Raw genomic sequence first — 25472 nt, 5'->3', positions numbered from 1 at the left:
GTCAGCCCTGGGGCAGCGGAGCGCCGGTCACGCGACGCAGCAGCATCATCTGCGTGGCGGTGGCGATGAGGCGGCCGCGCTCGTCCCAGATCTCGGCGTCGGCGGTGGCGTAGCCGGCGCGCGCCCGCGGCACGTGCACGGCGGTGAGGATCCACTCCGCGTCGGTGTCCTCGAGGAAGTGCACGGTCAGGTCCAGGCTGGGGGCGAAGAAGGGCTCGTGCTCGGGGCCGAGCTTTTGGATCAGGGCCGGCGGCATGGTGTCGGCGATCGGCGGAATGGCCAACGGATCGAAGCGGCCGTCGGCCAGGCGCTGCGGCACCTTGTAGCGGAACCAGCGCGCGATCCGCGCCGGGCCGGCCGCCCAGTCCCTGGTCCACCACAGGTGTCCCGCCGCGAGCCGCCACTCCAGGTTCTCGAAGATGCGCGGTCGTTCGCTGAGGATCGAGAGCCGCGCCTCGTCGCCCGACGGGCACTGGTCGGGCGGCCGCACCGACGGCGGCGCGGTGTCGATGACGTCGAGCCCGTCGCGCGCGCGGGCGAACGTGGCGCTGACCTCCAGGCCGGGCCCGGGGACGGTGGTCGACGACAGTTGCGCGCGCACCTGGGCCGCGACCCCGCCCTTGCGCAGCACCTCGACCCGGACCGCGAGCGGCCCCGCCGGCACCGGCGAGCAGAAGTGGGTGTTGGCCGACAGTGGACGGAGCTCGGGATCGCCCAGCTCCTCCTGCATGGCGCGCATGGCGACGGTCATCAGCGCCCCACCCGAGGGAGTGCGGAAATCCCAGGCGTTCGACAGCTCGGCCGTGTACCATCCCGGGGCGACCGCAAGCTTGGTCACCGCCGTATCGCGCGCCAGGTCGCCGGGAGCCATGAACCGTCACTAGTAGCTCGCGTCCCAGGTCACGGCCAAGTGGGGCGCGGGAAGATTCCGGACTTTGCGTCTAGCTCCGCGCCGCCGCTGGTCGTACAATCGCGCCGGCATGTGGAGGTGAGGATGGCGGCGAATGTGGATGCCACCCGGGTGATCGACGAGCTCGAAGCCCTGCTCATCGCTGGGAGCGAGCCCAACCGCTGCGAGGAGGCGATGGCGATCCTCTGGCGCTGGCAGTGGGACGGCGATCTCGACGAACCCTCGCGGCGCCGCGCGAGCCGGCTGGTGCGCCGCTACCAGATGCACTTCGTGTAGCGCGGGTCGCCGGCCGGCTTGGCCTCGAGCCCGTCCACAGCCTTGCCGTTCACGAAGAGGAGGTAGTCGGCGAAGCCGCGCCCGGAGGTCATCTTGAGCTCGCGCACGGCCACGCCCACGGCGGCTGCGAGGTTCATCGCCGCGCGGTCCTGGACGATCCACCTCGCGGCCTCCAGTGCGGCGTCGATGTCCTGGCGGGCCTGCTCGGACGTCGGGCTCATGCGGGGTCTCGCTCGGCCAGGAAATATCGCCGCCGCGGATCCTGCGGCCCGGTGCCGATCTCACGCACGAATCCGCGGCCGACGAGGCGCGCGAGCCGCGTGCGAGTCGCGCGGGGAGAGAGGCCGATCGCCGCGGCGATCTCGCTCGTGGCGAGGCCCTTGGCTTCGCCGAGCGCGTCCAGGATCGCCTGGTCCGTGTCCTCGACCACCCTGGGGCCGATCTGGGTCGTGGCGATGGTGACGCGAAAGCGCGTGGCGATCTCCTCGAAGACTGGCGCGGGGAGCCCGGCCGCCTGACACGCGGCGGTCATGCGCTGGACGCCGCTGCCCCATTGCTCGATCAGGCCGAGCGCGTGGAAGACCCGGCCGATCACCCGGTTGCGCAGCTTCGAGACGCCGCGCGGCAGGTCCTCGATCGTGAGGCCGAAGGGCAGGAGCCCCGGGTTCTCGATCTCGAGGCGGTCGTCGAAGATCGACAGGCGGATTGGCGCGCCGCGCTGGGCGTAGTCGGCGTGAACCACCGCGTTGATGACGGCCTCGCGCACGGCCTCGGGAGGGATGCTCCAACGGTCCTTCCGGCGCAACGCGCCGATCACGGCACCATGCCAGGCGTGCTTCCGCACGAAGGCGACGGCTTCTTCCACGCCGCGCGCAGGGATGGAGCGAACCTCGGCGCGGTCGAGGATGTGGCGCTTGTCGGCGCCCGCGAAGCGCCCCGCCTGGATCCAGGCGTCCGGGAAGTGCCGCTCGCGCTCCCGCCCGAAGAGGATCATCCCGCCCACGGTCGGCACCTTTCGGCCCTGGTGCTCCGTGACGAGGCGCAAGGTCTCCAGATCCCGGCGGGCGAGCGCGCGGACCGAAGCGAACGACTCGGAAGCCGCTCGGAAGTCGAGGGCTTCCGAGTCGAGCCCGGGCATCGGCTGCTCGTCGAACCCCTCGCCCCGCGCGAAACGGCGCAGTTCCTCGATCAGCTCGGTGTCGGCGCGCCGATTCGTGGAGCCGACGCGGACGTAGACTCCGGCGGCGGGCCCTTCGCGGATCAGATGGTGCGGCCGGCTCGGGCTCGGATGGACCTGCAGGGCCAGCACCTGCGTGCGGCGCCAGGGCAGGATCTCGATCTCCGGGACGAGACGCGGGCTGATGCGATCGCTGACGAGGCTGGCCAGACGCTCCTCCAGGTCGAGTGCGTCAGGCACGCCGCGAACGTGGCGGGTGCGGTCCTCCACGCCGACGAGCAGCGTGCCGCCGGCCGTGTTGGCGAAGGCGACGATCGTCTTGAGCGCCCCATCCGGGGAGGACAGGTCACGCTTGAACTCCAGCGTCTTGCCCTCGGGGCGCTTCAGGATCTCGACCAGGTTCATCGGGCTCAGCAATATACTCGGAAGCCAGGAGGAGCGACATGCTTCCGCGTTCACGGCCGGACACAATGGCTTGCTGGCGGCGCCCACCATTTGCGCTGCGGCGCCCCAGGACGGGCGACCTGATCTGTTGTCACATCGAGGCCAGCTCCGCGCCGCCGCCGGTCGTACAATCGCGCCGGCATGTGGAGGCGAGGATGGCGGCGAATGTGGATGCCACCCGGGTGATCGACGAGCTCGAAGCCCTGCTCATCGCTGGGAGCGAGCCCAACCGCTGCGAGGAGGCGATGGCGATCCTCTGGCGCTGGCAGTGGGACGGCGACCTGGACGAGCGCTCGCGGCGCCGCGCGAGCCGGCTGGTGCGCCGCTACCAGATGCACTTCGTGTAGCGCGGGTCGCCGGCGCGCGCGCGCCGGCGGCGCTACTTCACATAGTGCCGCTCCACCCACGCCAGCGCCTCGTCGCGGCTGCTGAGCTCGCCCTCGAGCTGGCGCTCCTCGACGGCGCCGAGGATCTCGGCGAACCGCGGGCCACTCCGGTACCCGAGCGCCAGCAGGTCGCGGCCGCGCAGCAGCGGCGGCGGTTTGATCGGCTCGCCGGCGAGCTCGACCTGGACGCGGCGGCAGAACTCGTAGGCCGCGAGGTCCTTGTTCGAGGCGAGGATGTCGAGCCGCGCCAGCTCGAGCAGCTCCTCGATCCATGGCTCGGCGAGGAAGCGGCGCAGCGTGCTGCGCCGCATCTGCGGCGCGCTGGCGATGCGCAGGTGGTGGCGCACCAGCCAGGCGACGCGCTCCCAGGTCTCGCGACTGCGGCGCAGGCGCTGGCAGATCGCCACCGCCTTCTCGGCGCCGATCTCGGCGTGGCCGTAGAAGGTGATGCGGCCATCCGGCCGGCGCGCGGCGCACTCGCGCTTCGACACGTCGTGCAACAGCGCGGCGAGCGCCAGCTCCAGGCTCGGCTGCCGCAGGCCGCCGAGCAGCAGCAGGGTGTGGGTGAACACGTCGCCCTCCGGATGGTAGTCGGGCGATTGCTCGACGCCCTTCATCGCCGCGATCTCCGGCAGCACGTGCGCCAGCAGCCCCGTGTCGTCGAGGAGCTGGACGCCGCGCTGCGCCGCCCCCTCGGTGAGGATGCGCGCGATCTCGTCGCCGATGCGCTCCCACGACACGCTGGTGATCGCGGCCGCGTGGGCGCGGATGGCGGCGAAGGTCGCGGGCTCGATGGCGAAGCGCAGGCGCGCCGCGAAGCGCACGGCGCGCAGCATGCGCAGCCGGTCCTCGGCGAAGCGCGCCGCCGGATCGCCGATGGCGCGGATGATCCCGGCCGCGAGGTCGGCGCGGCCGCCGACGTAGTCGAGCACCGCGCCGCTGTCGGCGTCGCGGAACATGCCGTTGATCGTGAAATCGCGCCGGCGCGCGTCCTCCTCCGGCGTCGCCGGTCGCACGCCGATCGGGTGGCGGCCGTCGCGATACTCCTCGTCGGCGCGGAAGCTCGCAACCTCCACCGGCTGGCCGTCGATGACGACGATGACGACGCCGAACTGCGCGCCGACCGGCACGGTGCGCGGGAACAGCGCCTGCACCTGCGCGGCGGTCGCGTCGGTGGCGACGTCGAACTCGGTCGGCGCCACGCCCCGCAACTGGTCGCGCACCGAGCCGCCGACGAAGTAGGCGACGTGCCCGGCGGCGCGCAGGCCAGCGATCACCGCCCGCGCCGCGCGTTCCCCGGCGGTCATGGCGCCCGCTCCGCGGCGGGCAGGAGCGCGGGCCGGCGGGCCCACCGGGCCGGCACCGCGGGTTCGGCGGCGGCGAGATCGGGCTCGTCGGGGGGGGCGCCGGGCGTCGCCGGCGCCGGCTCGCGGAAGTGCTCCGCGTCGTGGCCGACGTTGAAGCGCACGTGCTCGACGAACTGCTCGGCCACCAGGGCGCCGATGATGTTGCCGTCGGCGTCCGCGGGGAAGAACTTGCGCTGCCGCTCCTTGCGCAGTCCGTCGCAGTCGCGATAGCGCAGCCACTGCCCGACCCACAGCTCGTGGCGCAGGAACGGCGCCGTCAGCCGGGCGTGGACGCGATCGATCAGCCCGGTGGCGGGGTCCAGGTAGAGGACCACCCAGGGCCCGGGCAGGCCGGGATCGGGGTGCGGGAAGTCGGCGCGCAGCTTCTCCCATGTCGTCCCGTCCTCGCTGCGTTCGTGCCCGGCATAGGTCACGGTCGCCGCCTGTTCCGCCAGGCGGAACGGCAGCGTGAACCAGAAGAGACTGCTGACCAGGTCGAAGCGGGTGATCGCCAGTTGCCCGGGCGCCCGCACCGGTCGGCCGTCGCTGAGAATCCAGGTGCGGTCGCCGTCGATGCCGAAGCGGACGTCGGTCGGCAGGCCGACGGAATCCATGCGCGCCACGGCGCCGCCGTGCAGCGGCGCGCTGAACCAGCCGGTGCTGTCCGAGCTCAACTGCCGCACCGGGTCGAGCACGGTGAGCGTGCTGATGTAGGAGACGTCGCGCAGCATCCGCCAGCGCCGCCAGCCGCCCTCGGCGTCGATCGCCCGCTGCAGCCAGCGACCGGCATCGCCGTCGGGCAGCCGTGGCTCTTCGGGCACCTCGCTGGTGCGCGACGGCGTCTCCGAACGGCAGCCCGCCAGCAGCACCAGCGCCGTGGCGACGGCGCGCATGCCGATTGCCCAGCGCCTCACGAGGCCGGGATAGGTCCAGGGGCGGAGGGTGTCAATGCGCTCCCGCGTCGGCGCCGCGAGCGCGGCGGCGGGGCCCCATTTCGCAACCGCCGCTCGCCCCGTATCCTCCGCCGCACGGAGGTCCGCATGATCACGATCCGGCGCGCCGCCGAGCGCGGGCACACGCGCATCGGCTGGTTGGACAGTTGGCACACCTTCTCCTTCGGCGAGTACCACGATCCGCGGCACGTCGAATTTCGCGCCCTGCGCGTGATCAACGAGGACCGCGTCGCGCCCGGCCAGGGCTTCGGCACGCACGCGCATCGCGACATGGAGATCGTCACCTACGTGCTCGACGGCGCGCTCGAACACCGCGACAGCCTCGGCAACGGGTCGGTCATCCGCCCCGGCGAGATCCAGCGCATGAGCGCCGGCACCGGCATCCGCCACAGCGAGTTCAACGCATCGGCATCCGACACCGTGCACTTCCTGCAGATCTGGATCATGCCGGCGCGGGCCGGCATCGCGCCCGGATACGAGCAACGCGCCCTGCCGGCGGGCGTGCGCGGCGGGCTCGCCGTGATCGCGTCGCCCGACGGGCGCGCCGGATCGGTGACCATCCACCAGGATGCGGCGATCCTCGCCGCGCAGCTCGCCCCCGGCGCCAGCGTCGAGCACCCGCTCGCCGCCGGCCGCCATGCCTGGGTGCAGGTGGCGCGCGGGACGGTGACCGCCAACGGGCAGTCGCTGCAGGCCGGCGACGGCGCGGCGGTGGGCGACGAGCGCGCCGTTCAGCTCAACGCCGCGGCCGACGCCGAGGTGCTGGTCTTCGACCTCGCCTGACGACGGCGCCACAGGCCGCCGCCGACGATCGCCACCAGCGTCGCCACTGATGCGCCGAGCAGCGGCGCGTCGCCCCACCGCGCATACGGCGTCAGGCCGCGACGGCGATCGACGACGTGCAGCAGCGTGCCGCGCCGCGCGAAGGGCAGCCGCGCGACGACGACGCCGCGCGGGTCGATCACCGCGCTGACGCCGGAGTGCGAGGCGCGGATCAACCAGCGGCGAGTCTCGACGGCGCGCAGGCGCGTCATTTCGAGGTGCTGGGCCGCCGCCCACGGGCTGGCGAACCAACTGTCGTCGCTGAGATTCACCAGCGCCTCCGCGCCGTCGCGAACGGCGGCATTGAAGTATCCCGGCAGGATCGCCTCGAAGCAGATGCTGGGGGCGAGCCGGATGCCGGCGTCGACGACCGCCGCCGCGGGACCGGCGCGGCGCGGCGCCGGCGGTCGCCACCAGCGCGACGGCACCCAGCGCACGGCGGCGGGCCGATACTCGCCGAACGGCACCAGCACCGCCTTGTGACCGACGGCGGACAGCGCGGGTGTGAACACGTAGGCGGCGTTCAACTCCTCGCCGGCGGCGGTGCGATCGAGGGCGCCGATCACCAGGGCGGCGCGCAGCCCGCGCGCCAACGCCTCGGCGCGCGCCCGCCACGACGGCGAGGCGCCGAGGTAGAGCGGCAGCACCGACTCCGGCCAGAGGACGACGTCGGCGCGGCCCGCGAGCGTCGCGCTGGTCGCGGCGTACGCCGCCCATGCGGTGATCGCCTGCCCCTGCGGGTCCGCGGCGCGCGTCGGCAGAGCGCCGGCCTGGACGACGGCGAGGCGCGCCGTCCGTCCGGGCGCCGCCGCGCTGGCGGCGCGCCGGCGCAGGCTGCCGTAGCCACCCGCGCCGCCGACGAGCATCGCGGCCGCGGCGAGGGCCAGGCCGGCCCGCGCCGGCTGCGCGCGCCAGCGCGCCGCCGCCTCGGCGAGCAGGGCGTTGACGGCGACGAGCAGGGCGGCGAGCCCGTGCACGCCGGCGAGATCCGCGCCCTGGCGAAGCAGGGGATGGGGTCCCACCACGGCGCCGAGTGACCAGGGCAGGACCTGCGGCCACGCGGATTCGGCCACGACCCATCCCGCGGTCGTCGCCGCGACGCGCGCCGGCGCCGAGCCTGGGATGCGCGCCGCCAGCGCGACCAGCGCGAACGGCAGCGCGTGCACGACGGCGAAGAGCGCGAACAGGAGCCCCGCCGCGGGCCAGGCGATGCCCTGGGTGCGGACGATCGCCGCCGGCAGCCAGGGCAGCAGGCCGAGGTGGAAGAGCGCGCCGGCGAACCAGGCCAGCGCCACCGCCCGCCCATGCGTGCGGGCGCGCGACAGCGCGAGCAGCAGCGGCGCCAGGGCGAGCAGCGCGAGCGGCGCCGCGGCGAACGGCGGCGCGGCGGCGAGCAGCAGCGCCGCGCTGGCCGCCGCGAGCAGCGCGCCGCCCATGCCCGCTCACTGGAGGCCGCCGCCGTCCCACGACCAGCGGCCGACCTCGCCGCTGCGGTCGCGGTAGCTGCCGCGCCAGGTGCCGTCGGGCCCGATCCGGCCGACGAAATCGGCGACGTGATTGCCCGCCGGATCGCTGAGGCTGCCGGACACGGTCTTCCCCTCGATCGTGCCGCGCAGCGTGCCGGTCTGCATCAGCGGCGAGCCCTGCAGCGTGACCGTGCCCTCGATCGCGTCGTCGGCCCGACGCGTGACGTCGATCTGCCAGCGCTGCGCCGCCCCGTCGCGCACGTCGCGCTGCCAGCCGCCGGCGCCGCGCAGCGCGGCGCCTCCTCGCGACGCGACGCCCCAGGCCGGTGGGGACAATGCCGCCAGGCCGATTGCGACCGCGCAGAGCGCGAGCGCGCGAGTACCGTACGAAGACGTCGCCATGACCCACCTCCGGTGTGGAAGCTCGGCGCGGCGGAATGCCGCGCGGCAGTGGACCGCGCCGCGCTGGCGCGGCGCGGACGAACCGATCGGCCGGCGAGAACGCCCGCGGCCGCTCTCGCCGTGGAACAGCGCCCTCATGAGATCCCCGGGAGGGTGCCGCGCACCTCGCGCAGGTAGCGCAGGGTCGCGTCGTACGAGGCCTGGCGGAAGCTGATCTCGCCGCCGACGGCGTTGTGGATCAGGAAGCGCAGCGGCGCGGCGACGGGACCGCGCAGCGCGCTGGTGCCGGGAAGCGTATGTCCCAGCGCGTACGGATCCTGGATGTGGTGCGTCGCGCCGCCCACCGTCCTCAGAAAGGCCTCCCGCCCGTCCGGCGCGGACCAATTGACGCTGGTGGCCTCGCCCTTCAACTGGCCGGCGGTGTCCCTGGCCAGGAAGTCGAAGTGATCCTGGTTGTTCCACAGATTGCGATCGCGCATGAGGTTGCCCTCGGTGATCCAACCCGCCTCGGCTTTGCTGAAGCCCGCGTCCTCGGCGGCCATGGCCGTGATGTTGGTGTGGTCGGTGGTGTTGCTGCAGGTGCCGGAACCGGTCTGGCCGCCGCCGTCGCGGGTGATGGCGCCGCCGAATTTGTCTCCCCAGGCCTGGTCGAAGCCGTACGAGGCGGCGTACCCCACCACGATCGAGATCGCGGTGACGAGCGGCCCCGGCGCGCCGGCGGCGGCGGCGCTCTGACCGGCGGTGTTGGCGAAGGTGGTGCTGAAGGCGGAGCGGACGGCGACGCTCACCAGTTGCTGCTGCGCGGCGTCCATCGACACCGACAACGTGCCGGCGAGCGCCCCGGCGCCGATCGCGCCGGCGGCGGCGACCACCCCGATGCCGGCGCCGACGGCGCCGGCGATGGCGCCGCCCACCGCCGCCTTGCCGATGGCGTTGAGCGGCAGACCCTGCGCGGCGGCGATCACCGTGTTGATGGCCGCCGATGCGAAGGCGCTGGCGAGGATGACCCCGAGCAACTCGAGGAAGAAGTGGCCGTCGGGATCGGTCCAGTTGACGGGATCGCCGCCGCCATAGCTGTACGGGCTGGCGAACTGGCCGCGCGCGTCGTGGGTGAGGAACGAGCCGAGCTCGGGATCGTAGAAGCGCGCCCCGGCGTACTCGAGCCCGGACAGCGTGTCGGTGTGGAAGCCGGTGAACTCGCGGCTGGTATCGGTCGCCGGCCCCACCGACGCCCCGCTGGCGGTCCAGCGGCCGCGCAGGCCGCCGTACGGGTGATAGCGGATCTGCTGGAGGAGCCCGCCGCTGGCATTGGTCACCACCTGCGTCGAGCCGAGGTGGTCGAGGTGGTAGTGATAGATCGTGGTGCCGGTGCCACCGCCGCCGGCGAGCGCCGGCGGCGGCGCCACGGCGAGCGGCCACGGCAGCGTGCCGACGGCACAGAGCAGCGCCAGGCCGATGGCCGGACCGCGCCGGACGACGATGCCGGCCACCGGGCGCCGCCGGCCGCCGGGCACCAGCCACAGCGCCGTCGTCGCGATCAGCAGGACGGCCACCGCCGCCCACTGCGCCTCGCGACCGAGGACGAGCAGCAGGCGCGGGGCCGCGAGGCCGGAGGTCGCGACGTAGATGGGCCCGTGGTCGAGCGCCGCGGTCTCCCACGCCGTGTAGGACGTGACCTGGGAGGCGACGCGGATGGCGCCGAGCGCGTACCACTTGGTCGCGAAGCCGGCGCCGACCTCGAGCAACTGATCGTAGAAGCGGGTGACGTAGGCCGGCGACCCCTCGCGGATGGTCGCCGCCTTGCGGCCGGCATGGTCGTAGAGGAAACGGGCGGCGTTGGCGCCGACGTCGATGCGGGTCAGGCGGTCGAAGGCGTCGTAGACGTAGCCCTGGCCGCTCTTGCCGAGGCGGTTGCCGTTGGCGTCGTGGCCGATGGCGGTGGAGGCGGCGCCGACGCCGACGCTCGTCATCTGGTGCGGGCGCGCCGGGTTGTCGAAGCGCAGCAGGCGGTCGCCGTTGCGCGTCAGGTTGCCGAGCCCGTCGTAGGCGAAGCTGCGATCGGCCGGATCGTGGGCGTAGTCTGCGTTGGTGAGGCGGCCGAGGCCGTCGTAGGCGAAGACGGCGCTGTTGGAGAGCACGCCGGACGGATCGCGCAGATCGCTCACCGCCTGCAGGAGCCCGCGCGGCGAATACTGCGTGTAGCGCAGGTCGAGCAGCGCGCCGCCCGGCCCGCTGCTGCGCAGCGCGCGCAGGCGATGGCGCTGCGCGGCGGTGCCGTAGGTGCGCGTATCGGCGACGCCGTTCGCGTGCTGGATCAGCGTCGGCCGGCCGAGCAGATCGTAACGGGCGTCGGTGACGTAGAACGTGCCGCCGGCGTTGTAGAGCGCGATCGCCTGGCCGCCGTCGTCGTACTCGGTGTACACCACCTCGTTGTCCGGGTAGACCATCCCTTTCACCCGGTCGTTGGCGTCGTACTGGTAGTGGAAGCGCGCCGCGCGCGCGATGCCGTCGACGACGATGGTGCGGCGCACGTCGAGCCGGCGCCCGCGCTCGTCGTAGGCGAGGAGATCGGTGCTGCCGGAGCCATCGACGACGCGCGCCAGGCGGCCCGTGCCGGCCGGTACCGAGGCGAGATCGTAGGTGTAGGTCACGGCATCCGGCGAGGCGCAGGTGGCGGTGCAGGCCTGCAGTTGCGTCGCGTCGTTGGCGATCGGGCAGACGCGGGTCGGCCGATCGAGCGCGTCGTAGCAGGTCTCGATGTGCTGGCCGGGGCGCGGATCGTCCTGCCAGCGCAGGTTGCCGACGCCGTCGTAGGCGTAGCGCCAGAGGCCGGAATCGGCATTCGCCACCAGCGTCGTCCGCCCCAGCGAATCGTAGGTGAAGGTGCGCAGGGTGACGTCGTTCTGCGTCAGGGCGAGCACGCGCCCGAGCCCGTCATAGGTCTGACGCACCCGGGCGACGAGGGTGCTGCCGTCGTAGCTGCGGCGCTCGGCGGTGCGGCCGGCGCTGTCGAGGTCGGACTCGGTGCGCTGGTTCTCCTCGTCCCAACTGGTCATGCGCGCGCCGGCGTAGTCGGTGCGGCGTTGCGCGCCGTCGCTGCCGGTCAGCGCGTGCAGGCGGCCGAGCGGATCGACCCGCGGCCCGCCGTTCAGGTGGTAATCGTAGATCGTGGTGCCGTTGTCCGGCGCCGCGGCGCTGGCGAGATAGGGGTCGTGGACACGGGCGACGCGGCCGGCGGCGTCGTACTCGACGTGGTTGCTGCGCACCGTGGTCGGCAGGCCCTCCACCACCCGCGACGCGTCGGTGTAGCGCGCCCGCCCGAGGGCGTCGAAGTGATGGCGCGTGCGCAGCGGCGGATGGGGCGCGTCCTGGCGCACCGCGGTCTCGATCCACGACATCTGCCCCGGCACGGACGCGAAGTGGTAGGTGGTCTGGGTGCTGCACTGGGCGAGCGAATCGCCCGGCCGCGCGGCGCAGATCAGCCGCCCGGCGGTGTCGTAGGCGAAGGCGGTCTCGGCGCCGTTCGGATCGACGATGCGCAGCGGCTGCCCCCAGCGGTAGTCGACGGTCGTGGTGGTGACGTGGCCGAGCGGGTTGGTGACCGTGCGCGGGAACAGCAGGTACGCGTCGTAGGCCGTCGTGGTGACGTGGCCGTTGTCGTCGGTCGTGCTGCGCACGTTGCCGGCGGCATCGTAGGCCAGGTGCGTCTGCGGGCCGTTGGCGACCGTGGGCGAGAGGCGGGCGCGGATGCGGACGAGGTTGCCCGCGGTCACGCTGCCGCTGGGAAGGCCGTCCGGGGCGCTGTCGTAGTAGTACCACTTCTCCTCGAGCACGCCCCCGGGGTCGGTGACCTTCACCTGCGATGGCTTGTCGCGCACCTGGGAGCCCGATTGCGGCGTGGCGTAGGTGGTGAACGTGTCGACGCGGTCGGCGCCGAAGAGGCCGATGCTGTAGTGGTGCGTGACGTTGCCGTAGCTGTCGGGCGGATCGGTGAGCGTGGCACGGTAGAGCGGGACGGCGGCCGTGAGGTCGAAGGTGGCTCGCTCGGATCGACTCAACCAGATCTGCGACCGGCCGGTGCCGGCGCTGCGGGTCAGCCAGGAATTGAGGTCGCGGCGCACCAGGACGTCGCCGCCGGCGTACGTGTCCACTTGCAGGATCCGCCCCTTCACCAGCGCGTCCTGGGCGAAGTGGGTGACGGCGAGCGACGCCGCCGCCGCGCTGCCTTCGCTGGTGGCGCGCACGACCCGGCGGAAGCCGCGGAATTCGCGCTCGACCGGATCGTAGCGGCCGTCCTGGTACTGGAACGACGTCACCAGCTCGTGCCCGGCGTCGATGCACGGATTGGCGAGCGGCGAAAAGGGATCGGCGCCGGCGGGCGGCGCGCACAGGCCGTCGCTCTGGCGGGTCCGCTCGACGACCCAGTGCACGAAGGGCAGGTCCGGCACGCCGTCGCCGCCGGTATTGTCGTAGGCCGTCGACGGCCGATAGACGATGGTGTTCGTCCCCCCGAGCCCGTTCTCCATCACCGCCAGCAGGTTCGGTCGTTGCGCGGCGGCGTGCAGCCGCACGGCCCACCCGGCGGCGCCGGTCGACACGTGGTCGAGCAGCCCGTCGCCGTTCAGGTCCACCATGTCGACGAAGGTGTCCGCCTCGTGCGTGCGCCGGAAATAGCCTCCGCCGCCGGGCCACACGCGCCCCGGGATGGCCTCGGTATAGGGCGGCGGCAGAAACGTCTGTGGGGCGTAGGTCACCGCCTCGAGCGTGCCGCCGACGTTCAGCAGGACGCGCCACTCCGGATCGAACGTCGACGTCACGGCGTTGTAGCGGCGATAGATCCAGTCGGGCAGCCCGTCGCCGTTGACGTCGAACAGGTCCTGCACGACGTTGCCGTTCTCGCCGATCTCCTGCACCCCGAAGCCCGGCGGGACCGGGATCGGCGGCTGCATCGACGCGAAGCCCTGGCCGGTGTTGAGGTAGACCTCGAGGCACGACGCGTGGGCGGTGTCCGAGAGCTGACAGCGCGGATCGGTCCAGGCGCCGGCGCCGGGATAGCCGCTGCGCACGACGTCGGGTAGACCGTCGCCGTTGAAGTCGAGCAGCGCCTGCCCGGTGCCGTTGGGCACGTGGTCGCTGATCGTGCCCACCGGCGCCGGCCAGGCCGGCAGCGGCGTCGTCGCGAAGCCGGCACCGGTGTTGAGATACACCGCCCAGTTGAACGGCTCGCTCTGCCCGGGGCTGCCACTGCTCACCAGATCCGGCAGGCCGTCGCCGTTCATGTCGACCAGGTCCTGGTAGGTGTCGCCGGCCTTGCTGCGACGCACGTAGCGCAGATTCGGCGCCGGCCAGTTGACCGCCGGGCCGAATCCCCACTGCGGCGCGCCGCGGCCCGGGTTGACCACCCAGGTCGTCGGGTTCGAGGCGTCGACGTGATCCGGGATGCCATCGCCGGTGAGATCGAGCGTGTCCGCCTGGGTGCACGCCCAACCGACCGGGCAGGCGGCGGAGCCGCTGACCGCGACGTTGCGCAGGTGCGTCCAGTTGCCCGGCGCCTGCCAGGCGATCGGCGTGTTCTCGAATCCGAATCCGCCGCCGGAGACGACGCCGCGATAGACCGACCACTGGTTCGCCGGCCCGGTGTCGCTGCGCACCAGGTCGAGGATGCCGTCGCCGTTCATGTCGAGGACGCTCTGCGAGACCTCGAGGCTGTCGTTGGCGACGCGCAGGCGATCGTAGGCGCCGGGCGGCCGGGTGACCGCGGTCGTCGTCGCCTGGTGACCGCCGGTCCCCGGCGTGTACACGAAGTGCTGCGTCGGGCGGCCGGTGGCCCCGACCGCCGCCAGCAGCGACTGATAGCCGCCGTTGTCGTCGGCGTAGTGCAGCGTGTACTGGCGCACCGCCGCGCCCGGCGACGGCGCCTCGACCTCGACGTCGATCTCGTAGATGCGCCACACCTGGCGCGCCTCGACGCCGAGCCGGTAGCTGACCATGCGATCCAGCGGCGGCCGCCATTCGGGCAGGAAGCGCACCACGTACAGGTGCGGCACGGCGGCGGCGGCGTTGGCGCCCCAGCGCACCGTCGCCGGATACAGCGTGTTGAACACCTTGCTCCAGGTGAGATCGATGCGATTGCCGTTCGCATCCTCGATGCGGGTCAGGGCCCACACCGCCGTGAAATCGCAGCGCGTTCCGGTCTGACCCAGGAGGGTCGCCGGCGTGCTGGTGGCGACGCGCGCCGAATCGACGTCGCCGAAGGTGTAGGTGCGTCCGCTGCGGTCGACGACCCGCCAACTGTTGTCGGCGGCCTGCAGCTCGGCGCGCACCCAGGCCTCCTCCACCTTGGGGCGGAAGTAGGCGCTGCCGGGCGACTCGCGCACCAGCTCGGCGGCGCCGGACGGCAGCACGAGCACGAACTCGTCGGTATGCGCGCCGCTGCAGCGCGGCGTCCCCCAGGTCGTGCTGCGCTCGATGCGGCCGAGCGGCACGTCCCAGCCGTGGCCGAACGCCCCGGCGCCGCCGCCGCTCGAATACTGGAGCTGGAGCTGCGGCGTCATGCCGCCGCGGCCCGGCGGCACCTCCAGGGCGATGCCGGTGGTGAGCGAGCCGGTGAACAGGTTCGCCTCCGGGGCCTGCGCCAGGCCGGTGAAGGCGGTGGAGCCCTCGCCACCGCGGTCGCCGAGCGAGGACCCGGTGTCGGCGCGGACCGAGGCGGCGGCGCTGCAGAGGCTGACGACGATGGCGACGATGAGGCGCGACATCTCGGGGCTCCTTTTCTCACCGCTCGGGCGGTGGCGGCGGGCTGTGCAGGCGGTCGGGGTCGGGATCGCCGGAATCCATGCGCGCCGGCGCGCGCGCGTCGCTCGGGAAGACCGGGACGGGGACGAAGTCGGCCCCGCCGGCGCTCGCCGCGGCGTCGTCGCGCAGCGCCTCGAGCTCCGCATCACGCGCCGCGACCGCGGGGGCGCGCGGACGCCAGGCGCGCGCGCCGCGGATGCGTGTCTCGTCCGGCGCGCCGCGCGCGTCGCGCGGCGCCGTCGCGGCGTCGACGATCAGCCCCGGCAGGACGGCGCGCTCGGGCTCGCGCGGCTGCGCGGCGGCGCCATGGACGGTGAGCAGGATGATGGCGAACGCGATGCGACCAGTCATCGGCGACCTCCTCACCCCTGATGTGTTAATCGACGGGCAACGGCGGACGCGCGGAGGCTACGCGGTCGCCGCGCCGCTCCGCGCCGGCGGTCGGGCTCGTCCGACATCGAGTTGAGTCGCCGCGCGAATCGCGGCAGAGTCGGCGCCGCATGGCGGCGCGCGACTCGGCTCTGCGATCGCTGCCCGGCGTCGACCAGTTGCTGCGCAGCCGCGACGCCGGCGCGCTGCTGGCGCGTTACCCGCGACCGCTGGTCGCCGACGCCCTGCGCGACGCCCTGGCGGCGGCGCGGCGCGACCTCGGCGACGCCGGCGCGCCGGCGCCCGCCGCCGCGGCGCTGCTCGCCGACGCGGCGGCGCGCCTGGCCGCGCTGGCGGCGCCGTCGCTGCGGCCGGCGATCAACGCCACCGGCGTCGTGCTCCACACCAACCTCGGCCGGGCGCCGCTCGCCGACGCCGCCGTCGCGGCCCTGACCGCGGTGGCAACCCGCCCCTGCACGCTCGAGATCGACCTCGCCGACGGCGGCCGCGGCGAGCGCGACGCGCACGTCGAGGCGCATCTCCGCGCCCTCACCGGCGCCGAGGCGGCGCTGGCGGTGAACAACAACGCCGCCGCGGTGCTGCTGGCGCTCAACACCCTCGCCGAGGGCCGCGAGGTGGTGGCGTCGCGCGGCGAGCTGGTGGAAATCGGCGGCGCCTTCCGGATCCCCGACGTCTGCGGCAAGAGCCTGGCGACCTTGCGCGAGGTCGGCACCACCAATCGCACCCATGCCGCCGACTACGAGCGGGCGATCAACGAGTGCACGGCGGTGCTGCTCAAGGTGCACCCGTCGAACTACCGCATCGCCGGCTTCACCGCCGCGGTCGAGCTCGAGGCGCTGGCCGCCATCGGCCGGGCGCGCGGCGTACCGGTGGTCGAGGACCTCGGCAGCGGCGCGCTCGTGGATCTGACGCCGTGGGGACTGCCGGCCGAGCCGGTGGTCGGCGACCGCCTCCGCCGCGGCGCCGACCTGGTCACCTTCAGCGGCGACAAGCTGCTCGGCGGCCCGCAGGCGGGGCTGGTGGTCGGGCGCGCCGACCTGATCGCCCGCCTGCGCCGCAACCCGCTGCGCCGCGCCCTGCGCTGCGACAAGTTGACCCTCGCGGCGCTCGAGGCGACGCTGCGCCTCTATCGCACCGCGCCCGATCTCGCCGCGGCGCTGCCGGCGCTGTCGCTGCTCACCCGCCCTCTCGCCGCGCTGCAGACGATGGGCGAGATCGCCCTCGCCCTGCTCGCGCGCGCGCTCGGCCCGGACTACCGCATGTCCCTCGAGGACGCCGCCGCCGCGATCGGCAGCGGCGCGCAGCCGACCGAGACGCTGCCGTCGAAGGCGATCGCCATCCGCCACCCCACGGAGTCGCCGCGCGCCATCGCCGCCCGCTTCCGCGCCAGCGAGCCGCCGATCATCGGCCGCGTCCACGACGACCGCTTCTGGCTCGACCTGCGCTGCGTGGCGCAGGCGACCGACCTGCTGCCGAGGCGGCGCGGCCAGGGGGCGGGCGAATGACCGTCGTTCGCCGCCGAGGTCTTCGCGTTGCCTCGCGGTCATTCGTGTTCCGTCGCGCTCACGGATGCACCTGATCCTCGGCACCGCCGGGCACATCGATCACGGCAAGACGGCGCTCATCAGAGCGCTCACCGGCGTCGACACCGACCGGCTGAAGGAAGAGCGCGCGCGCGGCATCTCGATCGATCTCGGATTCGCGCGCTTCGACGCCGGCGACGGCGAGACCGCGGGCGTCGTCGACGTCCCCGGCCACGAGCGCTTCATCCGCAACATGCTGGCGGGCGCGCACGGCGTCGATGTGGTCCTGCTGGTGGTGGCGGCCGACGACGGGGTGATGCCGCAGACCGAGGAACACCTCGACATCCTGCATCTGCTGGGCGCGCGCCGCGGCGTGGTGGCGATCACCAAGGTCGATCTCGTCGACGCGGCGCGGCGGCGCGGCGTGCGCGAGGAGATCGAGATCCTGCTCGCCGGCAGCCGGCTCGCGGGCGCGCCGGTGGTCGAGGTGTCGACGGTCACCGGCGAGGGCATCGAGGCGCTGCGCGACACCATCCGCGGCGCCCTGCGCGCCGCGGCGCGGCCGGCCCCGGAGGGCTGCTTCCGCCTGCCCGTCGACCGCGCCTTCGTCATGCGCGGCCACGGCGTGGTGGTGACCGGCACCGCGACCGCCGGCGTGGTGCGCCGCGGCGCCACCCTGCGGGTGCTGCCGGGCGGCGCCGAGGTGCGGGTGCGCGGGGTGCAGGTGCACGGGGTCGCGGTGGACGAGGCGGCGTACGGGCAGCGCGTGGCGCTGAACCTGGCCGGCGTCGCGCACGGGGCGATCAGCCGCGGCCAGGTGGTGTGCGATCGCGAGCTCGATCGCGTCACCGACCGCTTCGATGCCTGGGTGGAGCTGCGCCCGGCGGCGCCGGGCCCGCTGGCGCGACAGGCGCCGGTGCGCGTCCATCTCGGCACCGCCGAGGCGATGGGTCGCATCGTCTGGCTCGACGGCCGCGCCGCCCTGGCGCCGAGGGAGTCGGCGCTCGCGCAGCTCGTGCTGCGGGCGCCGGTGGCGGCGTTCGGCGGCGACCGCTTCATCCTCCGCGCCGCGACGGCGCGCGCCACCGTCGGCGGCGGCGTCGTCCTCGATCCCTTCGCGCCGCGCCCACCGCGCGCCCGCGAGGAACGGCTGGCGCAGCTCGCCGCGCTGCGCGACGCCGCGACGCCGCTCGCCCGCCTGCAGGCGCTGGTGCGGATGACCACCGACCTCGCCGTCGCCCCGGAGACGCTCGCCGCCGCCGCCGACCTGCGCGTCGATGCGGTGCGGACGCTCCTGGCGCGGCAGCGCGAGCTGCGGCCGCTGCCCGACGCGGCGCGCGCCGAGGCCTACGTCACGCGCGAACGCTGGCAGGCGCTGCGCGCGGCCGTGCGCGAGCGGCTGGCGGCGCATCACCGCGCCCAGCCGCGCGAGCGCGGCATGGAAATGGAATCGCTGCGCTCGCGGCTCGCCGCCGATCTGGCGCCGAAGCTGTTCCGCGCCGTCGTCGCGCAGCTCGAGCGCGAGCGGGAACTGGTGCGCGAGGACAGTCTGCTGCGTCTACCCGAGCATCGCGGTGGCCTGACTCCCGCCGAGCGGGCGCTGGGCGAGGCGATCGTCGCCCGCGTCGCCGCCGGCGGGATGACGCCGCCCGACGTGCGCCAGGTCGCCAACGAGCTGCGGGTGCCGGCGCCGCGCCTGGCCGCCATCCTCGCCGAGCTCGAGCGCGCCGGCCGCCTCGCCCGCGCCGACGCCGACCTCTACTTCGGCTCCGCTGCCGTCGAGCGGGCGCGCGCGCTGATCCGCGAGTTTGCACGCGCCCACGGCGGGGAGATCACCGCGGCGCAGTTCCGCGACCTGATCGGCGCCAGCCGCAAGTTCAGCATCGGCATGCTCACCTATCTCGACCGCACCGGCTTCACCCTGCGCCTCGGCGACGTGCGCCGGGTGCGCGGGTGACGCGACGGCGCCCGCCGGCGAGCGCGGGCAGCCGGGAGGGCGCGCCGCCCGGCCGCGCACCGCGCGTGCCTCACGGCGCCTCGAGCCAGGCCCGATAGAAGGCGCGCTTCACCAGCTCGGCGCTCGCCAGGTAGAGCGCCACCATGCCGGCGAGGGCGGCGAAGAAGGTGGGCGGCGGGACCGCGAAGCCGAGCGCCGGCGCCAACGGCGTGAAGGGAATGGCGACGGCGAGAGCGACGGTGACCAGCGCCGCCGCCGCCAGGGCGCGGGCGGGACGGCTGCGCAGCGGCGAGCGGCGGGTGCGGATGACGAAGATGACCAGCACCTGGGTGGCCAGCGACTCGAGGAACCAGCCGGTGTGGAAGAGCGCCTCGTCGGCCCGCAGCAGGTGCAGCAGCAGGAAGAAGGTGAGAAAGTCGAACAGCGAGCTGACCGGTCCGAGCGTGACCATGAAACGGCGCACGAAGCGCATGTTCCAGGCGCGCGGACGGCGCAGCAGCTCCGGATCGACCTCGTCGAGGGGGATCGGCAGCTCCGACAGGTCGTAGAGCAGGTTGTTGAGCAGAATCTGCACCGGCAGCATCGGCAGGAAGGGCAACACCAGCGTCGCCGCCGCCATGCTGAACATGTTCCCGAAGTTCGAGCTCGTGCCCATCATGATGTACTTCATGATGTTGCCGAAGGTGCGGCGGCCCTCGAGCACGCCGGCGTGGAGCACGCGCAGGTCGTGGTCGAGGAGGATGAGCGACGCCGCCTCGTGGGCGACGTCGACCGCGCCATCGACCGACAGGCCGACGTCGGCCGAGTGCAGCGGCGGCGCGTCGTTGATGCCGTCGCCGAGATAGCCGACGACGTGCCCGCGCCGCTTGAGCGCCAGGATGATGCGGTTCTTCTGTGCCGGGCTGACGCGGCAGAAGAGGGTCGTGTCCTCGACCGCGGCCGCCAGCGCCTGGTCGTCCATCGCCGCCAGTTGCGCGCCGGTGAGGACGCCGGCGACCGGCAGCGCCAGGCTCTGGCAGACGTGGGTGGTGACGAGCTCGTTGTCGCCGGTGACCACCTTCACCGTCACCCCGGCATCCGCCAGGGCGCGCAGGGCGTCGGCGGCCGTCGCCTTCGGCGGATCGAGGAAGGCGGCGAAGCCGGCGAACACCAGCGTCGTCTCGTCGTCGACCACCGCGTGGTCGTGGGCGGCGTCGACGGCGCGCCAGGCGATGCCGAGAACGCGGAAGCCCTCGGCCGACAGGGCGGCGAATCGGGCCGCGATGGCGGCGCGCGTCGCCGCGTCGATCGGCTCCGTCTCGCCCGCGCGCGCGCCCTCGTAGGCGGTCGAGAGGCGGGCGATGTCCTCCAACGCGCCCTTGACGACGAGCAGCCGCTGGCGGCCGTCGTCGAGCAGCACCGAGACGCGGCGACGTTCGAAGTCGAACGGCACCTCGTCGATCTTGCGCCAGTCGCCGGTCGACAGGTGGGTGCCGTGGGCGAGGATCGCGTCGTCGAGGGGGCTGCGCAGCCCGGTCTCGAAGGCGCTGTTGAGATAGGCGAGCTGGAGCACGCGATCACTGTCGCCGCCGCGCGCGTCGAGGTGGCGCTCGAGGCGGATGCGCGCCTCGGTGAGCGTGCCGGTCTTGTCGGTGCACAGCACGTCCATGCTGCCGAGGTCGTGGATCGCCGCCAGCCGCTTCACCACGACGCGCTGCGCGGCCATGCGCAGGGCGCCGCGCGCCAGGCACACCGAGACGATCATCGGCAGCAGCTCCGGCGTCAGCCCGACGGCGAGGGCGAGCGCGAAGAGAAAGGATTCCAGCGGCGGCCGCTGCAGCAGGATGTTGACCAGCAGCACCGCGAGGACGAGCAGCAGCGTGACCCGCATGATCAGCAGGCCGAACGCCTGCGTGCCCTGCTCGAACGCGGTTGGCGGCGGCGCCGCCGCGACGGTGGCGCTGATCTGGCCGAGCGCGCTGTGGCGGCCGGTGCGCACGATGCGCGCCAGGCCGCTGCCGCTGATCACCGCGGTGCCCATGTAGACGCCGTCCGGCGCATCGGCCGGATCGTCGCCGAGCCCGCCGCCGGCGCCGGCGCGCTTCTCCACCGGGAACGCCTCGCCGGTGAGGAGCGCCTGGTTGACGAAGAGATCGCGGGCCTCGAGCAGCACGCCGTCGGCGGGCACGAGATCGCCGGCGGCGAGCAGCACCAGGTCGTCCGGCACCACCTCGGACACCGGCACCTCGCACGCCGTCCCCTCGCGGCGCACGGTGGCGCGCAGCGCCACCGAGGCGCGCAGTCGTTCGGCGGCGTGTCCGGCGCGGTGCTCCTGGACGAAGTCGAGGGTGACGCTGATGGTGACGATGACGGCGATGATCGCGAAGCTCGCCACCTCGCCGGTGAGCGCCGAGATGAGGCTGGCGCCGAGCAGCAGCAGCACCAGCGGGTTGCGGAAGCGGGAGAGGAACTGCAGCAGCACCGCCCGCCGGCGCGGCGGCGCCAACTGGTTCGGTCCGACCTGCCGCAGCCGCTCGGCCGCCTCGGCCTGCGTCAGGCCCGCGGGGATCGCGCCGCTCACGGGCGGACCTTAGCAGTCCGTTGAGGAACAGGTCGGCCACTGCGGGCGCGTCTCGTGCGCCCTCGCGACGCCGCCCGCCTTTCAACGCACTGTCAGCCGCGCGTCGTGCGGGACGCCACGGGCGGCGGGCGTTGACCGGGCTTTGCCCGAGAAAGGTTGCTAGGTTGTTAGTTGTTAGGTTGTTAGTCTCAGAGGCCGTTCAGGCCTGACAACCAACCTTGATGCGACAAAAGACTTTCACCACGGAGGCACGGAGACACGGAGGGTACTGATCTCGAAGCCCGCCCAGTGGTCCTCCCAAAGTTCATTGGAAATGGAGTGAGAAGAGGCCCCGCGCCTTCGCTATGGCACCAAGCCCTCCGTGTCCGTGGTGAGGAGTTTTCTGTCTCATCAAGGCTAACAACCTAGCAACCTAACAACCTGGGGCTGCCTCGCGGGAGCAGCGAATTCTTGGGCAAGGCCCTTGACCGGAAACCCCCGGCTCGGCTAGCGCCCATGCCGGTGCCCCTCGCGACGAAATCCGTCTGGTCGCCGATCGAGAAGCGCGACGGGCTGCGCATCCTCGCCACCCGGTTCCGGGGGCGGGGCATGCCGACCCGCCGCTACGACGTGTGGATGGCCAACCTCGGGCCGAGCGAGGCGCTCCTGCGCGCCGGCCAGCGGGGCGACATCACCTGGGCGACCTTCGCCCGCCGCTACCGCGCCGAGCTCTTCGCCGGCGGCAGCGCCGACGCGGCGAACCGCACCATAAGGAACCACGGTCAGAAGTTCACCCTCCGCCTGATCAAGGCGCTGGCGCGGCGCCAGCCGGTGACCCTGCTCTGCCACTGCGCCGAGGACGAGGCGCAGTGCCATCGCCATCTCCTGCGGCAGGTGATCCTGAGCGCCAAGGTGTGAGCCGCCGGCGGGCTCGGGCTCGCGGCATCGGTGCGCCGAGTCGCAGCCCGCGCGCCGGGAGTCTCGGCAGGCCGTGGTTTGACATCGCGCCGGCGCGCGGCCTAACAGCGGCCGGTCGCGGCACTGCTCGTCGATGGGGGACACCACCATGCCTGCCACCACCTCGCGTCTCGGGCGCGTCAGCGCCTGGCTCGGCCGCGTCTGCCTGCTGCTGGCGCTGCTCGGTCCGGCGCTGGCGCACTTCGACCTGGTCGCGCCCCTCTACGGCTTCGGCACGTTCGGCCTCGGCCTGCTCGTCGGCATCGTCAGCCTGGCGCTCGGCGCCGTCGCGCTGCTGCTCGGACCGGCGGGCACGCGCAGCGCCACCGCCGCCGGCCTGGCGATCCCGGTGATCGTCATCGGCCTCGTCCTGTTGCTGTCGGGCGCGCGCCGCAACATTCCGCGCATCAACGACATCGCCACCGACACCGATGCGCCGCCGCAGTTCGTGCACGCCGGCACGCTGCCGGAGAACGCGGGCCGCGACATGTCGTATCCGGGCCTCGCCTTCGCCGAACAACAGAAGGCCGGCTATCCCGATCTCGGCCCGCTGCCGCTCGCCATGCCGCCCGACGAGGCATTCAAGCAGGTCGCCGCGGCGGCGCGCAGCATGCCGAGCTGGGTCATCACCCGCGAGGACCCGGAGGCGCACGCGCTCGAGGGCTACGACACGACCCGCCTGTTCCACTTCCGCGACGACTTCGTGATCGAAGTGCGGGCCACCCCCAACGGCCAGAGCCTGGTGCAGATGCGGTCGAAATCGCGCGACGGCAAGGGCGACGTCGGCGCCAACGCGGCGCGCATCCGCGCCTTCTTCACGCGCCTGGAGAGCTGACCGATCTCACGGATCGGCGATCTCGATCGCCAGCACGGTCGCCAGGTCGTCGAGCAGGGACTCCGGCACGTCGATGACCAACTCGCCGATGGGGTCGCTGTTGAGGAGCTCGTCGACGACCGAACAGCGGCCGCGGAACGTCAGCGCGGTGCCGGTGCGCACCTCGCGGGCGTGGCTGACGCGCCGGATCGGGACGCCGCGCACGGTGACGCTGTCGTAGGGGCGTTGCAGCAGGTGCAGGTACGTCGTGCGGCCGCGGCGGGTGCTCGGACCGTAGAACTGCCAGGGTTCGAGGCCCGGCGCGGTGCCGACGATGCTCTCGCCGTACGCCGCCATCCAGTCGCTGATCGCGTCGAGACGCTCGATCTGGACGGCGGGCAGACTGCCGTCGCCCATCGGGCTGACGTTGAGCAGCAGGTTGCCGCCGCGACCGGCCACCTCGCACAGGGTGTGGACCAGGGCGCGCGCCGATTTGTAGTGCGGGTCGTTCGGATTCCAGCCCCAACTGTCGTTCATCGTCAGGCAGGTCTCCCAGGCGCGCGCCGGCGGCTGCGGCGGCACGAACTGCTCCGGGGTGTCGAAATCGCCGGCGCCGGGCAGCCGGTCGTTGATCAGGATCTCCGGTTGCAGGGCGCGGATGCGCGCCGCCAGCTCGCCGGTCCGCCACGCCTCGGCGCTGCGCTCCCAGCCGCCGTCGAACCACACCAGGTCGATGCGGCCGTAGTCGGTGAGCAGCTCCTCGAGCTGCGCGAACATGACGGCGAGGAAGCGCCGCCACTGCTCCGGTGTCGGCCGCGGCTCCTGGCCGTAGCGGTACGGCCGGTCGGCGTCGGTGAACGGCGGGTAGTCGGGATGGTGCCAGTCGGAGAGCGAGAAGTAGAGCCCGACGCGCAACCCGGCGTCGCGCGCCGCCTCGACGTACTCGCGCACCAGGTCGCCGCCGTAGGGCGTGCGGGCGATCGACCAGTCGGCGGCGCGGCTCGGCCAGAGCGCGAAGCCGTCGTGGTGCTTGGCGGTGAGCACCGCGTAGGTCATGCCGGCGCGGCGGGCGCGCGCCATCCAGTCGCGCGCCGCCCCCGGCGCCGGACAGAAGCGGGTGGCGCCGGCGTGGTACTCGGCCGCCGGGATGTCCTGACAGGCGGGGAACACCGGCGCGCCGCCGACCAGCGGCCAGGACAGCTCCCAGCCCTGCCGGCTGACGTGCCCCCAGTGGACGAACATCCCGAAGCGCGCCGCATCGAACCAGGTCGCCATGCGCCGCTGATGCGCACGCGGCGCCGCCGCTGACAAGCGCCTGGCCGGCGCGCGCCGTCACCGGAACGCGGGCAGCACGGTCTCCGCGAACAGTTGCGCCGGCTCGGCGATGTCCTTGCCGAAGAATTCGATCATCAGCAGCGAGCAGCCCCGGGCGGCCAGGGCCTCGATCTGGTCGATGCACTGCTGCGGCGTGCCGGCGATGCCGCGGCCCATGTGCCCGCCGTAGATGCGCTGCGCCTTCTCCTGCTTCGCCCTGGCATCGGCCTCGTCGCTGCCGATGACGACCATCGTCTGCTGCGAGATGCGCAGGGTGGCGGGATCGCGGCCGACGCTCTCGCAGTGGCGCAGCAGGACGCCGGCCTTGTGCGCGAGCTGGTCGAGGTTGACGGCGAGGTTGTTCCAGATGTCGGCGTGCCTGGCGACCAGCTTGAGCAGCACCTGCTCGCCGCCGCCGCCGATCAGGATCGGCGGCCGGCGCACCGGCTTGGGGGCGCAGAAGACGTCGTCGGTGCGGTAGTAGCGGCCGCCGAACGTGACCTGCTCCTCGCTCCACATGCGGCGCATCAGCTCGATGCCCTCCGCGAGCTGGCGCAGGCGATCCTGCACCGCGGGGAAGTCGATGCCGTAGCCGCTGAACTCCTGCGCGAACCAGCCGCTGCCGAGGCCGACGATCACCCGGCCGTCGCTGATGTTGTCGAGCGTCGCGACCATCTTCGCCAGCAGGGCGGGATTGCGGAAGCCGATCGGCGTCACCAGCGTGCCGAGCTCCACCCGTTCGGTGACCGCGCCGACCGCCGACAGCGCCGTCCACGCCTCCATGATCGGCAGCGACGGCATCGGCACGCCGTACAGGTGATCGTTGAACCACACCGAGTGGTAGCCGAGGCGGTCCACCGCCTGTGCCGCCGCCCGGCTGTCGCTCCAACTGCGCTTGATCTGCGGCAGCATCACGCCGAATTCGACTCGCGCCATGTCCGTCCCTCCCGGCTCAGAAAGGCCACAGATCAACACAGATCGCCACGGATGAACACCGCGGC

General features: G+C 73.3%; 19 protein-coding genes. 7 read left to right on the top strand and 12 right to left on the bottom strand.

Translation table 11 applies throughout. The features are described 5' to 3' along the window. Position 1: 1 nt before the first annotated feature. Entirely contained in the window at positions 2 to 871 is an 870-nt protein-coding gene (locus KF840_08145) for a thioesterase family protein (GenBank protein MBX3024867.1), read from the bottom strand. 123 nt (positions 872 to 994) lie between these two features. On the opposite strand from KF840_08145, the gene KF840_08140 reads away from it, so the two are divergent. Then, the gene (locus tag KF840_08140) at positions 995 to 1186 is read left to right on the top strand and encodes a hypothetical protein (GenBank protein ID MBX3024866.1); all 192 of its coding nucleotides are present in this window, start codon (positions 995 to 997) and stop codon (positions 1184 to 1186) included. On the opposite strand, the gene KF840_08135 is transcribed toward KF840_08140, so the two are convergent. Both KF840_08135 and KF840_08130 read right to left on the bottom strand, forming a co-directional pair. Continuing rightward, positions 1165 to 1407 (bottom strand): hypothetical protein, encoded by a 243-nt coding sequence (locus KF840_08135; protein ID MBX3024865.1) that lies wholly within the window; start codon positions 1405 to 1407, stop codon positions 1165 to 1167. The genes KF840_08140 and KF840_08135 overlap by 22 nt on opposite strands. Continuing rightward, positions 1404 to 2768, bottom strand: a complete 1365-nt coding sequence (locus tag KF840_08130) for a putative DNA binding domain-containing protein (GenBank protein MBX3024864.1) — start codon at positions 2766 to 2768, stop codon at positions 1404 to 1406. The genes KF840_08135 and KF840_08130 overlap by 4 nt, the downstream gene beginning before the upstream one ends. A gap of 194 nt (positions 2769 to 2962) precedes the next feature. Here KF840_08130 and KF840_08125 point away from each other — a divergent pair, with 194 nt between their 5' ends. Beyond that, the gene (locus tag KF840_08125; protein ID MBX3024863.1) at positions 2963 to 3154 is read left to right on the top strand and encodes a hypothetical protein; all 192 of its coding nucleotides are present in this window, start codon (positions 2963 to 2965) and stop codon (positions 3152 to 3154) included. 32 nt (positions 3155 to 3186) lie between these two features. On the opposite strand, the gene KF840_08120 is transcribed toward KF840_08125, so the two are convergent. Together KF840_08120 and KF840_08115 are read right to left on the bottom strand one after the other, a co-directional pair. Beyond that, positions 3187 to 4500: a CCA tRNA nucleotidyltransferase gene (locus KF840_08120; protein ID MBX3024862.1), complete on the bottom strand. Its 1314-nt coding sequence runs from the start codon at positions 4498 to 4500 to the stop codon at positions 3187 to 3189. Continuing rightward, positions 4497 to 5453, bottom strand: a complete 957-nt coding sequence (locus KF840_08115; GenBank protein MBX3024861.1) for a hypothetical protein — start codon at positions 5451 to 5453, stop codon at positions 4497 to 4499. Before KF840_08115 ends, KF840_08120 begins: the two co-directional genes overlap by 4 nt. Before the next feature lie 126 nt (positions 5454 to 5579). On the opposite strand from KF840_08115, the gene KF840_08110 reads away from it, so the two are divergent. Beyond that, positions 5580 to 6275 carry a pirin family protein gene (locus tag KF840_08110; protein ID MBX3024860.1) on the top strand — a complete coding sequence of 232 codons (696 nt, stop codon included), beginning with the start codon at positions 5580 to 5582 and terminating at the stop codon, positions 6273 to 6275. On the opposite strand, the gene lnt is transcribed toward KF840_08110, so the two are convergent. The 4 genes from lnt to KF840_08090 all read right to left on the bottom strand — a co-directional run bounded on the left by lnt (position 6224) and on the right by KF840_08090 (position 15328). Next, complete coding sequence (gene lnt / locus KF840_08105) at positions 6224 to 7750, bottom strand: apolipoprotein N-acyltransferase (GenBank protein MBX3024859.1); 1527 nt, start codon at positions 7748 to 7750, stop codon at positions 6224 to 6226. The two genes, KF840_08110 and lnt, sit on opposite strands and share 52 nt — an antisense overlap. Before the next feature lie 6 nt (positions 7751 to 7756). Continuing rightward, positions 7757 to 8182 (bottom strand): hypothetical protein, encoded by a 426-nt coding sequence (locus KF840_08100; protein MBX3024858.1) that lies wholly within the window; start codon positions 8180 to 8182, stop codon positions 7757 to 7759. Positions 8183 to 8316: 134 nt separating this feature from the next. Continuing rightward, positions 8317 to 14940 (bottom strand): VCBS repeat-containing protein, encoded by a 6624-nt coding sequence (locus KF840_08095; GenBank protein ID MBX3024857.1) that lies wholly within the window; start codon positions 14938 to 14940, stop codon positions 8317 to 8319. 16 nt (positions 14941 to 14956) lie between these two features. Next, complete coding sequence (locus tag KF840_08090) at positions 14957 to 15328, bottom strand: hypothetical protein (protein ID MBX3024856.1); 372 nt, start codon at positions 15326 to 15328, stop codon at positions 14957 to 14959. Positions 15329 to 15477: 149 nt separating this feature from the next. Here KF840_08090 and selA point away from each other — a divergent pair, with 149 nt between their 5' ends. Both selA and selB read left to right on the top strand, forming a co-directional pair. Beyond that, positions 15478 to 16872, top strand: a complete 1395-nt coding sequence (gene selA, locus KF840_08085; protein ID MBX3024855.1) for an L-seryl-tRNA(Sec) selenium transferase — start codon at positions 15478 to 15480, stop codon at positions 16870 to 16872. A 64-nt stretch (positions 16873 to 16936) separates the two neighbouring features. Further along, positions 16937 to 18847, top strand: coding sequence for a selenocysteine-specific translation elongation factor (selB, locus tag KF840_08080; protein ID MBX3024854.1), 1911 nt, complete (start codon positions 16937 to 16939; stop codon positions 18845 to 18847). Positions 18848 to 18917: 70 nt separating this feature from the next. Here the strand turns inward: selB and mgtA are convergent, their stop codons facing one another. After that, the gene (mgtA, locus tag KF840_08075; GenBank protein ID MBX3024853.1) at positions 18918 to 21407 is read right to left on the bottom strand and encodes a magnesium-translocating P-type ATPase; all 2490 of its coding nucleotides are present in this window, start codon (positions 21405 to 21407) and stop codon (positions 18918 to 18920) included. A 495-nt stretch (positions 21408 to 21902) separates the two neighbouring features. Between mgtA and KF840_08070 the strand changes: the two genes are divergently transcribed. Together KF840_08070 and KF840_08065 are read left to right on the top strand one after the other, a co-directional pair. Then, positions 21903 to 22304, top strand: a complete 402-nt coding sequence (locus KF840_08070; GenBank protein MBX3024852.1) for a DUF488 family protein — start codon at positions 21903 to 21905, stop codon at positions 22302 to 22304. 148 nt (positions 22305 to 22452) lie between these two features. Continuing rightward, on the top strand, positions 22453 to 23178 hold the full coding sequence (locus tag KF840_08065) for a DUF1499 domain-containing protein (protein ID MBX3024851.1): 726 nt from the start codon (positions 22453 to 22455) through the stop codon (positions 23176 to 23178). 6 nt (positions 23179 to 23184) lie between these two features. Here KF840_08065 and KF840_08060 read toward each other — a convergent pair whose 3' ends face one another. Together KF840_08060 and KF840_08055 are read right to left on the bottom strand one after the other, a co-directional pair. Further along, complete coding sequence (locus tag KF840_08060) at positions 23185 to 24432, bottom strand: alpha-L-fucosidase (protein ID MBX3024850.1); 1248 nt, start codon at positions 24430 to 24432, stop codon at positions 23185 to 23187. 57 nt (positions 24433 to 24489) lie between these two features. Further along, complete coding sequence (locus KF840_08055) at positions 24490 to 25407, bottom strand: TIGR03560 family F420-dependent LLM class oxidoreductase (GenBank protein ID MBX3024849.1); 918 nt, start codon at positions 25405 to 25407, stop codon at positions 24490 to 24492. Positions 25408 to 25472: the final 65 nt, after the last annotated feature.

The organism is bacterium, assembly GCA_019637795.1.
GTDB lineage: Bacteria > Desulfobacterota > Binatia > HRBIN30 > CADEER01 > JAHBUY01.
Note: the sequence above shows the minus strand (reverse complement) of the source record. Positions and strands in the feature narration are given on the sequence as shown.